This is a genomic window from Sphingobacterium cellulitidis (assembly GCF_043187465.1).
GTDB lineage: Bacteria > Bacteroidota > Bacteroidia > Sphingobacteriales > Sphingobacteriaceae > Sphingobacterium > Sphingobacterium cellulitidis.
The window spans coordinates 112,631-124,790 of record NZ_CP171136.1; the positions used below are offsets into that span (position 1 = coordinate 112,631).

Below are 12,160 nucleotides of genomic sequence, written 5' to 3' on the forward strand. Positions count from 1 at the left end.
ACCTCTTTTACTTTTCTTATTTAATATATATTTAGGGTTTTCCTATCCTAATTCTTTAACCCTATCCCTCTTTTGGTATTGTACTGAAATATAGTGGCTGTTTGTCCTTTAGAATATTCCCGCTTTTATCAGAAGGGAGTAATGTAAGGTTTCCGTTCATTTCATCTACTTGATAAACAAAATAGTTATCCCCTTTATTTAGTCCTGCTATATTAGTTCCAGCATCCTCTATAGGAATTAAAACCGTATTGTTATCCAGATAGCTTACCTCTAATTCTACCTCTTCATTCAATAGCAAAAAATCCTGGTCTTCTGCGAAAAATAGGTTCAATCCATTCTTAACGTAAGAAGGCGGAGTACCATATTTTGCAGCTTCGCTAATCTGACTTAAGGATTTTCCTTTGATGGCATCGGATTTCTTCATTACTAAGGGTTGACCAATGAATTCGGGATTGAATTTTGGAGTCGTAGAGTTAGGATCTAACCATTCGTCAAAAATGCCTACCTCGAATGAAAAAGGGGCATTCTCCTTAAAAAGCAAGTAAGGTTCCGAAATTTGAGAATTTCCGAATTTAGCAACCAGTTTCTCTTCCAAGAAAACTGAATACTCCGAATTATTATAACCTATGTTTATAGCTTCCAGATCCTTGGGATTGTCATATTGGAAAGACAAAGTCAATGAAACTGAATTTCCATTTTCTTGGACCTCTAAGGTCTTATTTTTGAAAGGCGCCAGCTCTTCCACCCAATTTATTTCCTTGTTCTTTAGTTTTAAGAGTTCTTCAGTTTTAGAAACATCCTGCTCTTCACTCGTAGAAATTAGGTTATTCTGCGTAATGACTACTTGTTTATTTTGGGGATCAATAGATATTATAGCATTTTCAGCAACTAGAGAAGGTTGTTCGCGCATGAAGAACGTACCGATAATAATAAAGAATATTTTTATTTCATTCATCTCTTGGTGGTTTCTGTTGTGAATCTATCTATTGTAAACTATTTAACAAATTTTCGAACATCGCATTGGCTTCAGATAAGGTGTCTTGATCAATCTCTGTTGTGCGATTAAATCGAGTTAACCGACCTTGCTTTTCGGATATTTGAATGTAGGCCATTACTGTTTTATCGCCCCATAAATAATCAAAGATAAATGCCTTTCCCGTGTCATTATTATCCGTATGTGCTGCCAAGTCCTTTATCCAGGATAACATGGGGAGGATTTCAGAATAATTCTCAGAAAACTGTAAACCTAATAAATACCAATGACCATCTTGATAAGCCTGTTTAGCAATAATATGATTATCTTCTAAGATATCTTGCAGGATGTCCCCATTGCTGGGAACATGATAAGCTGGGATATTCTTGAGTTCTGTTTTTGAATACATTTCCCGAGAATCCCACCAATCCAACCAGTTAGAATTTAACGTACTAGCAATTGGTCTAGCCTTTAGGAATCCATCCAAATTCTCTTTCGAAATCCTGACTTTAATATATAATGAACATTGTTCTGACATATCTTAAAATTTAAATCAAACCATATTTGAATAACACGTAACCGCCTCCAATTGTTATCATGGGTAGTGCAAATATCATTAATATAAGCGTTGCAAGGTGTATACCCCAATAGGAAACAATACGGGCAGACTGTGGGTCAGAAGCCTCAAATACAACTGGAACCTGTTCTCCAATTTTATATGTTGCTGGATTGGAACGAAAGTTTGGGCTATAAGAGAAGGTCTTATCCTTATATTTTATCTCCATCACCGGTTGATATAAAATCGAACTGCCTCTATCGTCTCTCGAAGTTACTAATCTATTTTCAATAACTGTAGCATCGCCATAGATTGCCGTTGCCATCATCTTTTTGGTCTTCATATACTGAGCAATGGAAAACCCTAATAATACTAGCCCTAAAATAAGTAGGGACCAATGGATTGCTGCTGACATAATTAATTTTTTCTAGGGTTATCAATAAAATCAAATTTATTCATGAAGTATTCTCCAATGAATGGGAGCGGTTTCTCCACATTGTTAATAGCATGAAGAATGCCAACTATCATTAAAATGAAGATTAATAAGCTACATAAATTGAAAATAAAGGCAACCGATGGGGCCACTGCCATCAGGATAGCCAAAATCAGAACAAAAATGAAGGAGCAAATAATCAAACCTAAACCTTGTTTTAAATGATAGCTACTGAATTGATCGCGATGATCTTTCCCAGCAAAAAATGCTAGTAACCATAATATACCTAAATAGCTTAGTACTGCTTGAACTTTAGAACTCATGATATCCGCGTTTATATTTGATATGTAAAAATACCGACCTAATTCATGCTGAATTATCCGCCGATTTTATCTCAATTTAAATTTGCTAAACTTTCATCAAAAGGATAACTATCTAATCAACACAATTCGTATACATGCCTTAAAACTTGTATATACAAAGTATATACAAGAAACATAATCGCCTGTAAGTGAGGTTGATATATCCTTGGCTAGGTTTTTGATTCTTTCCAAATCGGACTATTCTTTCAAAAAAAAGTAATAGATTGCCAATACCAATTTTCGAGTAATTTATCCATATGAGAAACATTCTGATCATTGTACTTTTGCTAATTACCTTTTCTGGCTTTGGTCAAAGCGTGCTTAATGGCACACAAGAAGTAATTAATCAGGTCGAGGCTTTGAACCTGAAAAACCAGGATGACAAATCCATGGAGCTTCTGAACCAAGCCTTAAAGAACCCTGCAAATGGTCCTGATGATATTATCTACCTGAATACCTATAAAAGTGGAATATTCTTAGAAAGAGACAGTTTGAAATTAGGAAGTGCAACCGTTGACCTGGTTATTGATCAGATTGATAATACCAATAATCCTGTCACAAAAGCAATGGCTTTGCGGGCAAGGGCATTCATGAATAGTTATCTGAATTTAACCGATCAAGTGGTCAAGGATTCACAAGAAGCTCTGAAACTCTTAGAAAACGAAAAGAATGTAGACCATCTCAAATATTATTTCAATTATCTCATTTATGCATCCTATACGGGTTGGGATGAAAATAATAAAATGGAGCATTATATCCGAGAGTGTGATAAATACGCCCAAAAGACAGATAATAAAAATTACATCGCGAATGTGCAACTCGGATATGCGAGTGTGTACTTAAACAAGTATAGAAAGTCGAAAGATAAAAAGGATATAGACAGTAACTTCTTCTATTTGCAAAGAGCTTATCAGTTATTTGAGGAGTTTCCTTCTAAGGTGAGTAGCAATACCTTGGTTGTTGCCGCTATCAACCTTGCTAATTACTATTTGGAATATGACAATGGACCAATCGCTAAGCGCAAGGAATTGGCATATAAATATCTTGATGAGGCCGAAGTAGAATTGAAGAATGAACGAGCCAGGTTCAGTAGATGGATCAATATTTATGGAATCAAGAGTGACTTTGCGGTCAAGGAAGGAAATATCGCACTAGCTGAACAATACCTTATTGAGGGGGTAAGTAAGCTGGATTCCAGAAGAGATAATTCCCTGTTCAGGTTGGAATATCTACTCTTTAAACATCTAGCAGACCTTTCCGAAAAGAAAGGCGACATCAAATCGGCCTTGAATTATCAGAAAAAATCAGAAAGTGTTCTCAAACAAAATTTCGATCAGCAACAAATTACCAATACCCAGAAGCTGGAAATTCAATACGAAACCGAAAAGAAAGATCAGCAACTTAAGCTATTGGGAGAAACAGCTGATTTGAGGCAGAGACAAAATTATCTATATGGCGGTTTGGCAATCTTGGCCACATTAGGTCTAGCCTTTATGTTTAGGTCTTACCATTTTAAGCTACGATATTCCATCGAACGCGAAAAGAAATTAGCCTTGGAAAAAGAAGATGCAGAACAGAACGCTGAGATGCAAGTTCGCCTAGAAAGGGAGGAACAAGCTCGTTTGAAAGCCGAACAGGACTTACTGGAACTGAAACATCAACAACTACAAAAGGAAGCTCTTGCAAACTCATTGATTATTGAGCATAAGAATGACATGCTGAAGCAGATCCAATCCAAACTTCAAGATGGTGACCCACGTGATATTCAAAAGTTATTGCGTGAAGAGACTCTACTGAATGCTGATTTTGAGGATATTAAATGGCAAATTCAACAATTGCACCCGACATTCTTCTCGCAATTGATAGAAAAGGCCAATCAAAAACTTACTCCATTGGATCTTAGGTATTGCGCTTATATTTATTTACAGATGTCGACCAAACAGATCGCTCAGGTATTGCATGTAGAAGCACAATCTGTACGGATGTTCAAGTATAGACTCAAACAAAAGTTTGGACTTTCCAAGGAAAGTGACCTGGAGTCTTTCTTGCAGGAAGTGGGATCCTAAACTAAAGCTTATGAATTGGCATAAAATCAAAAGTAATTTTAGAACAGTGCTTGTCACAAGCCTATTTGTCCCTGTTCTTTATGCTTGTCAAGCACAAGAGAAGAACCACTATGTTCCTGTTCTGGAGGTTCCTGAATTGACGGAGGGCGAACCGAATGGATATGATATTGCCTTTCAACCTACAAAAATCAAAAACCTGGCAAACGACACTGAGGTAGAAATTCTATTTCAAAATGATGAACTTTCTTTTGGCTTTTTCAATGATGTCCTCTTTACCAATCCGCAACAAGGCTTGATTGTTGGAGGAACGAGGTTAGCTATTCGTACTACAAAAGATGGCGGCCAAAACTGGAGGGCTTATGATTTTTCTAGATTTGCCAATGCCTTTCATAGCACCGCCCAGACCAAAGACCATGTTTATGTACTGGGTGAAAGCAAGTATGTTTTTAGGAGCAACAAGCAGTTTGATAACTGGGAAGTCTTTGATTGCAAGATTCTCTATCCAGATGCGGAAAGTATTACTTGGTATAAGCTGCGTTTTCTCAATGATAACTTTGGGATAGCAGTCGGAGAAAGAAAAGATAAGCTTGAGCCCCTCATGATGTTGACCAAGAATGCTGGTAAATCCTGGGAATCTGTAAGCCTGAATGATAGTCTCCTGAAAAATAAATCATGGATCGACATTACAATATTGGATACGCTAAACTGGTTGGTCTTGGATGCTGCCATTGGTTCTCCATTTTATACTGCTGATGCAGGAAAAACCTGGTCAGATTATACTTCACCATTACAGACCAATGTGGATGCAACATTGAGGTCCTTATGGATGGTCAACCCCAAGGAATTGTACGGTGTTGGATCACGCTCATTTTGGAGATCAACAGATTTTGGAAAGAATTGGATGCGCTTAGATATCTCTAAACCTTTCAATCCAATCGAAGATTATAACGAAGGTGATTATTTAGTCTTTACTGATATCATTGGGATTGATGATGATATTTATTTAACCAGTACTGCTGATTACATTGACGATGGTCGATATGCATTTGCTTATAAATTTGATAGAGCAAGTGAATTATTGAAACCAATCTTACTTTCAGATACGGCTGCTTTCATTGGAGATTCACACGCGATTTATGCCTTAGATAAAGAGAATATTTTCATCATGGATCGCGATAAGCTATATCGGGTCAAGGATAAGAATTAAGACCTAAGAAAAAAAAGGAGGCTATTCAGCCTCCTTAGAACATAAATTGTTTATTGTACTTAGTAACCAGGGTTCTGAGTTAATCCACCGCCCAAGGAAATTTGAGCTGTTGGAATTGGGTAAATCATATACTCTGCTTTGCTAAGGCTTTTGTATTTCTTCAAGGCCAATTTCGTTCTCACAAAATCAAACCAAGTCTCACCTTCAAACATCAGTTCGCGTTCTTTTTCCTCCTGTACAGCGGTGATAAAGTTCGCTAAGTTGCCAAACGATCCAATAGGCTTCGTCACTCCAGCTCGGTCTTGCACCATTTTCAATGAGTTATATGCCGCTTGACTGACGCTATTATCAACTCTAGCTTTTGCCTCCGCATGAATCAGGTAAAGTTCTGCTAATCGAATTACAGTTACATTCTGACTTGCTGGCGAGAAATTAGGAAACTTGCCCATGAAGTAATTATTATTGCTTCCTTTCTTGATGGTGAAATCTTTCCTTTTATCTGCTTCTTCATACAGGTCTAAAACGGTGGAGTCCTTTGCAAAGAATAAGACTGATGCATTATCATTAGCTACTGAAGCTAAAGGATTGGTCGCTTGATCGTCGAATTGCAATTCGAAAATTGCTTCATTAGTGTTTTGAGTAGTCCATATTGTGCTATAATCCGAGACCAAACTGAAACCTCCTGAGTTAATGACCTCATTGGATAAATCCGCAGCTTTTTTATAATCATTCGTAAAGGATGCCTGGTAGAGATAAACCTTGGCTAACAAGGCCTTCGCCCCCCAATGGGAAGCTCTTCCGCGGGATTCATCGCCTGAATAGGGGTTTTCTTTAGGCAATGCAGCAATGGCATCGGTAAGGTCCTTTACGATTTGTGTATAGGTGTCTTCCTTTTTCGCCTGTGGCGTATTGAGATCATCACCTTCTTTGGTGGCTGTTAATTTTAAAGGAATTCTTTCAAATGCCCGAACCAGAAAGAAATAATTTAATGCCCGTATAAACTTAGCTTCACCAACCAGGACCTTTTTCTTTTCATCAGAGATCATGGATGCATCCATATTCGGAACTTCTTCAATAACATTGTTTGCAGCATTGATTGTTGCATATAATGCCTGCCACATATTAGCTGTCCATGGATTGATTGCTTGAATTTCATGCGCCGCTATGGTTTCATATTCTGGATACACCGCTGAATGTCGAACATGCACGGCCGAAAATTCTGGAACAATCAAGGTGGATTGGCCCCATGAATAGGAATTCATCATGGACCGGTATGCTCCAATAACTGCCGCATTGGCATTCGTCTCGGAGTTGAAATATTCATCTTCGGTAATCTGACCTAAAGGGTCTTTATCTAGAAATTTGTTGCATGAACTCATGGAAATCGCTGTCAATGCAACGAAACATATGGATAATATTCTGTTTTTCATTTTCATATTTGCGACCGTTAGAAAGTTAAGTTAATACCTGTAGTGAAAATCCTTGGTTGTGGATAACTTCCATAGTCATAACCGTAAATTAATCCTGTATTTGCACCACCATGACTCGAGCTAACCTCTGGGTCATAACCTCTGTATTTGGTGAATACATATGCATTTTGTACTGTCACATAAAAGCGTAATCTCTTCATCTTGATACGCTCTGCGACCTCAGTTGGTAATGAGTAGCCCAAGGTGATGTTTCTGATTCTAAAGAATGAACCATCTTCAACAAACCTTGAAGAAACAGCACCATTATCCAAGCTTCCCGGAGCAGGACGCGGTACATCGGTAATATCTCCCGGCTCACGCCATCTGTCTACAAAATCTATAAATTGATTGGAACTTGGATTAAATCCTTCTAGACCTGAAGCCAAGTTGTAATTGAAAATATCATTCCCATAGGAGAATTGTCCCAAGATGCTCAGGTCGAAATTTTTGTATTCAAAATTGTTGGTAATACCACCGAAGAATTGAGGGTTGGGATCCCCAATCATCACGTGATCTTCATAGTCTGTTGGTGTAACAGCCTCGCCATTCCTACCTAAATAATCAATCATCCCAGTCTCTGGATTAACACCTAATGCCTTCCAACCATAGAAAACTCCCAATGGCATACCTGGAATCGCACGGTTCAAATCGCCAACACCTCCACGCATTTCGGATAATCCTTCTGGTAAAGCCAAAACTTTATTTCTATTAAAAGTCATGTTAAGGGAAGTGTTCCATTTGAATTCTCCCACTAGGTTTTTGCTGCTTAGTTCAAACTCAAATCCTTTGTTTTCAATGTCTCCTGAGTTCGTGAAGCGATTAATAAATCCTGAACTTGTTAGTATCGGAAGACCAATCAATAAATCGGATGTTTTCTTGTAATAGTAATCTGCCAATAAGGAGATTCGATCATTGAAGAAACCGGCATCTACCCCAACGTTCCATTGTCTGGTAGTTTCCCATTTCAAGCCCTTGTCACCAAGCACATTTGGAATAAATCCCGCCTGGCCCATATAATTGTTACCACTGGAGTATAATGAACGACTCGCATAGTTTCCAATATTTTGATTACCTGTGATCCCCCAAGATGCTCTTAATTTCAAATCACTGAAAGTCGCATTATCTTTTAAGAATTCTTCTTCAGAGATTCTCCATGCTGCAGCCATCGATGGGAATACAGCCCAACGGTTATCAGCTCCAAATCGAGAGGATCCATCCATTCTCACATTCGCATTGATAATATATCGATCCTTATATACGTAGGATGCTCTGGCAAATCCAGATGCGATAGCCCATTCTTCAGGATAAGCATTGGCACCTGTTATCACACCACCACCAGTTACATAAGGAATATCGTTGTTTGGAAAGCCTGAGCGTTGTGCATGTGTGAATTCCAAACGCGATCCTTGAACCGAGAAACCACCTAAAGCATTGATGTAATGGTCACCAAACGTTTTGTCAAAGGTTAACGTAGTCTCGTTGATCCATAATTGATCACGGGTACTTCTGCTAGCACCAATACCACCTTGACTTGTGTATGAGCGTAATCCCGTCGGAGGCATAAAAAAGGTCTCATCAATAAAACTTAAGTCTGTCCCGAAGCTTGTCTTCAATAATAACTCTGGAATAATATTATATTCCGCACTTGCATTCGCGAGGATACGATAAGTTTGAGCCTTGTTGGTTGGTAATTCCAACATAGCAACAGGGTTCTCTCTGGTTAACCTAACTTGATCATAGTAATAGTTTCCATTGTCATCATAAACCGGAATATTAGGCGGCGAGAAAATACCAGACTTTGTCGAACCTTCTTTTGAATTTTCTTCCTGAACTCTATGATTCGTTGCTCTAGTCAAGTTCATGGAAGTTGAAAATCTTAGTTTATCACTATGTTGGTGATTCAGGTTTAATCGACCACTTAATCTGTCGAAATCTGAGGATAACAATACCCCACCTTGTTTCATGTAGCCTACTGAAGTATAATATTGGGTTTTATCACTACCTCCACTTGCAGAAAGTTCATAATTTCTGGTTGGGGAAGTTCTAAAAATAGCTTCTTGCCAATCAGTATTGATTCCAGGGTTGGAGAAGATCTGATCAGGAATAGTTTTACTAGGATCTTCCTCTTGTAAGATTCTGTAGTAATCCTTCATGTAGTCCTGGTATTGGGCGGTATTCATGAAATCATAATACCTTTCTTTCGGTACCTGCGAAAACCCTTCATACATATTGAAGTTGAATTGGCTTTGTCCTGCAAGACCTTTTTTGGTTGTGATCAATACGACCCCATTAGCCGCTCTGGAACCATAGATCGAAGAAGATGCCGCATCTTTCAATACTTCGATGGATTGAACATCCGAAGGATTGATTGAAGAAAGGACATTGATCCCTTGAGTACCACCACCAAAGTCAAAAGTAGAACCTCCGGTGAAATTTGTAGTACTGTTTACGGGGATTCCGTCAACCACGTAAAGTGGGTCTGAACTCGCGTTGATGGAGGTTGTACCACGTACCCGAATGCTGATGCCACCACCTGGTGAACCTGACTTTTGAGTCACTTGCACACCCCCAGCCTTACCTTGGATGGCCTGAGTAACACTTGGTAGAACCTCATCTTCGATTTCATTGGCTCCAATACTCGAAACGGCTGTTGGAAGGGTAGCTCTTTTCATGGTACCATATCCAACCGCAACCACTTGAACGGATTCGATGGTATTGGTTTCTGTTGCCATGACAACTTGAATGTCTTTTCGATTTCCAACGGTTTGGGTTATGGTTTTATAACCAATGGATGAAAATCTGATTTTATTTTTCGCATCCGCGGCGATTTGAAACTTCCCGTTTTCGTCGGTACTGGCAGTGGCATTTGAGCCCACAACCTTCACTGTAATTCCCGGCAATGGACCTGAAGGTCCAGTCACGGTTCCAGTGATTGTATTTTGTCCAGATGGAGCTGTACCTGTGGCTTCTTGAGCTGTGCTATCTGTAGCAACAGCATTTTGGGAGCTATCCACTTGAACCATGCTGCTGTCAGTTTCAGTTATCGTGCTATCGACTTGGCTGCTGTCCACATTGGCTGAATCAGTTTCTTCAGCTTCCGATTCTGGCGTAGCAACCAATATTTTCACGTCCAATTGTTTTTGATTATTGACATGAATTTCTTGGGTTGCAAAGCCTGATTTTAGGAAAACCAATACCCCATTGGGATTGGCCGCAATTTTATACTCCCCATTCTCATTGGAAAGGACAGAATTTGTGGTCCCCTGCTCAGTGATTACCACACCTTCAACAGCTGTACCAGTGGAATCAGTAATCTTTCCAATGATATCTAAGGAATCGATGTTTGCGGAAGGTAACTTGGTTTTTAATTCTAATTTGTGATTTCTCTCGTTAGTGCTTGCCCGACCTTGATGGCAAAAAAGCATGAACGTACATGCTATGAATAGCGAACGGTAAAGGATTTGCGTCATATATTAATTGTTTATCAGAGTACTTTTTAAATAAAAATTCCGTTCAAATGGTGATTTAAATAGCCTATTTCCTGGAAGAAATGGGATTAAACCCTCAAACTTTATATCAAGTTTGTTACAGTAATGTGTATTACTTAAACGAAACCAAACCTATTTTGTTATAAAAATTCCTGAAATAAATAAAATAACAACAATTTATTGACGAAAGTGGAAATCTAACTAATTAGCATTTAATGAGAAATGGCTAAAAATAAAGCCATGAATTTTTGGATGATTCTTCGCTATTGTTTGAGATAATTACCCCCTAATCCTTCAACTTTCATTCAGGTTATGGAATAGCTTTAGTCAAATTTTACCTAGGGGCGGAGTTGTCTCGGATATCCTTCGGACCTTGTCCGCAAAAATTCGAACAAGCTCCGACAGACATCCGAAGAAGGTCCGGAGAAAGTCCCTAGAAAGTGGGAGTTTGAGTCAAGCTATTCCATAATTTGGGACAAAAAAAGAGCCGCTCGATTCGAGCGGCTCTTAAGAGAATTTTATTTAAGAATTAAATACCTAAAATTTCTTTATTGAAGTTTTCATCAGCGCCAGTTGCTGCGAAATCATCGAATGCTTTATCGGTTACTTTGATAATATTGTTTTTGATAAACTGTGCACCTTCGGTTGCTCCATCGACAGAGTTTTTCAATGCACACTCCCATTCCATAACTGCCCAGCCATCAAAATCATAAGCAGCTAATTTGCTGAAAATGCCTTTGAAATCTACTTGGCCATCTCCTAATGAACGGAATCTTCCAGCACGTTCTACCCATCCGGAGTAACCTCCGTAAACACCTTGTTTTCCTGTTGGGTTAAATTCAGCATCCTTCACATGGAACATTTTTATGCGATCATGGTAATGATCTATATAACTCAGGTAATCCATTCCTTGCAATAATAGGTGGGACGGATCATATAGTAAACAAGCTCTTGGGTGATTATTTGCGGCTTCTAGGAAACGCTCGTAACTCACACCATCATGTAAATCTTCACCAGGGTGAATTTCATAACAAACATCTACTCCGTTTTTATCGAACTCATCCAAGATAGGCAACCATCTTTTCGCTAATTCCTTAAAACCGGTTTCTACCGCTCCTGCAGGGCGTTGGGGCCATGGGTAAACCATATGCCATAATAATGCACCGCTGAAAGTCGCATGTGCATTCAAACCTAAATTCGCGGAAGCTTTTGCCGCCAATTTTAATTGGTCAATCGCCCATTCCGTTCTGGCTTTAGGGTTATTTCTATATTTTTCTGGAGCAAAGCCATCAAAAAGTTTATCATAAGCAGGATGAACAGCTACTAACTGACCTTGAAGGTGGGTGGATAATTCTGTGATCTCAACACCTTTTTCTTTAAGCTTTCCTTTGATCTCATCTGCATAAGTCTTGCTTTCCGCAACTTTTTGCATATCAAAGAAGTTAGGGTCGTTCGTAGGGATTTGCACACCTTTAAAACCAAGGGAGCTCGCCCATTCACTAATAGTTTCTAGATTATTATATGGAGCTTCATCTGCTATAAACTGGGCAAGAAATATACCCGGACCTTTTAATGTTTTCATAAAATAATAGTTTTACTAAATATA

Annotated in this window: 9 protein-coding genes; 2 read left to right on the plus strand and 7 right to left on the minus strand. The window is 38.7% G+C overall.

The features are described 5' to 3' along the window. Window positions 1-61 precede the first annotated feature (61 nt). Genes ACF3OC_RS00500 through ACF3OC_RS00515 form a run of 4 tightly spaced genes read right to left on the minus strand, consistent with a single transcriptional unit; the run spans window position 62 to window position 2,285 of the window. Window positions 62-955 carry a hypothetical protein gene (locus tag ACF3OC_RS00500; RefSeq protein WP_144043722.1) on the minus strand — a complete coding sequence of 298 codons (894 nt, stop codon included), beginning with the start codon at window positions 953-955 and terminating at the stop codon, window positions 62-64. Window positions 956-983: 28 nt separating this feature from the next. Then, complete coding sequence (locus tag ACF3OC_RS00505) at window positions 984-1,511, minus strand: hypothetical protein (RefSeq protein ID WP_094281303.1); 528 nt, start codon at window positions 1,509-1,511, stop codon at window positions 984-986. Between the two features lie 10 nt (window positions 1,512-1,521). Next, window positions 1,522-1,944 carry a DUF3592 domain-containing protein gene (locus ACF3OC_RS00510; protein WP_094281305.1) on the minus strand — a complete coding sequence of 141 codons (423 nt, stop codon included), beginning with the start codon at window positions 1,942-1,944 and terminating at the stop codon, window positions 1,522-1,524. Between the two features lie 2 nt (window positions 1,945-1,946). Then, window positions 1,947-2,285: a hypothetical protein gene (locus ACF3OC_RS00515; RefSeq protein ID WP_094281307.1), complete on the minus strand. Its 339-nt coding sequence runs from the start codon at window positions 2,283-2,285 to the stop codon at window positions 1,947-1,949. Between the two features lie 296 nt (window positions 2,286-2,581). Between ACF3OC_RS00515 and ACF3OC_RS00520 the strand changes: the two genes are divergently transcribed. Together ACF3OC_RS00520 and ACF3OC_RS00525 are read left to right on the plus strand one after the other, a co-directional pair. Continuing rightward, window positions 2,582-4,390 (plus strand): hypothetical protein, encoded by a 1,809-nt coding sequence (locus ACF3OC_RS00520; protein ID WP_094281309.1) that lies wholly within the window; start codon window positions 2,582-2,584, stop codon window positions 4,388-4,390. 10 nt (window positions 4,391-4,400) lie between these two features. Continuing rightward, on the plus strand, window positions 4,401-5,597 hold the full coding sequence (locus ACF3OC_RS00525; protein WP_094281311.1) for a hypothetical protein: 1,197 nt from the start codon (window positions 4,401-4,403) through the stop codon (window positions 5,595-5,597). Between the two features lie 59 nt (window positions 5,598-5,656). Here ACF3OC_RS00525 and ACF3OC_RS00530 read toward each other — a convergent pair whose 3' ends face one another. The 3 genes from ACF3OC_RS00530 to ACF3OC_RS00540 form a co-directional block, all read right to left on the minus strand. Further along, on the minus strand, window positions 5,657-7,027 hold the full coding sequence (locus ACF3OC_RS00530; RefSeq protein WP_169715202.1) for a RagB/SusD family nutrient uptake outer membrane protein: 1,371 nt from the start codon (window positions 7,025-7,027) through the stop codon (window positions 5,657-5,659). A gap of 17 nt (window positions 7,028-7,044) precedes the next feature. Then, window positions 7,045-10,536: a SusC/RagA family TonB-linked outer membrane protein gene (locus ACF3OC_RS00535; RefSeq protein WP_094281313.1), complete on the minus strand. Its 3,492-nt coding sequence runs from the start codon at window positions 10,534-10,536 to the stop codon at window positions 7,045-7,047. Between the two features lie 547 nt (window positions 10,537-11,083). Beyond that, window positions 11,084-12,136 (minus strand): sugar phosphate isomerase/epimerase, encoded by a 1,053-nt coding sequence (locus ACF3OC_RS00540; protein WP_094257541.1) that lies wholly within the window; start codon window positions 12,134-12,136, stop codon window positions 11,084-11,086. Between the last annotated feature and the right edge of the window lie 24 nt (window positions 12,137-12,160).

What these genes read in the sequence shown, in the direction of transcription:
- ACF3OC_RS00515 (WP_094281307.1), bottom strand. Translation starts at nt 2,285, where the DNA reads ATGAGTTCTAAAGTTCAAGCAGTACTAAGCTATTTAGGTATATTATGG.
- ACF3OC_RS00525 (WP_094281311.1), top strand. Translation starts at nt 4,401, where the DNA reads ATGAATTGGCATAAAATCAAAAGTAATTTTAGAACAGTGCTTGTCACA.
- ACF3OC_RS00530 (WP_169715202.1), bottom strand. Translation starts at nt 7,027, where the DNA reads ATGAAAAACAGAATATTATCCATATGTTTCGTTGCATTGACAGCGATT.
- ACF3OC_RS00500 (WP_144043722.1), bottom strand. Translation starts at nt 955, where the DNA reads ATGAATGAAATAAAAATATTCTTTATTATTATCGGTACGTTCTTCATG.
- ACF3OC_RS00510 (WP_094281305.1), bottom strand. Translation starts at nt 1,944, where the DNA reads ATGTCAGCAGCAATCCATTGGTCCCTACTTATTTTAGGGCTAGTATTA.
- ACF3OC_RS00505 (WP_094281303.1), bottom strand. Translation starts at nt 1,511, where the DNA reads ATGTCAGAACAATGTTCATTATATATTAAAGTCAGGATTTCGAAAGAG.
- ACF3OC_RS00540 (WP_094257541.1), bottom strand. Translation starts at nt 12,136, where the DNA reads ATGAAAACATTAAAAGGTCCGGGTATATTTCTTGCCCAGTTTATAGCA.
- ACF3OC_RS00535 (WP_094281313.1), bottom strand. Translation starts at nt 10,536, where the DNA reads ATGACGCAAATCCTTTACCGTTCGCTATTCATAGCATGTACGTTCATG.
- ACF3OC_RS00520 (WP_094281309.1), top strand. Translation starts at nt 2,582, where the DNA reads ATGAGAAACATTCTGATCATTGTACTTTTGCTAATTACCTTTTCTGGC.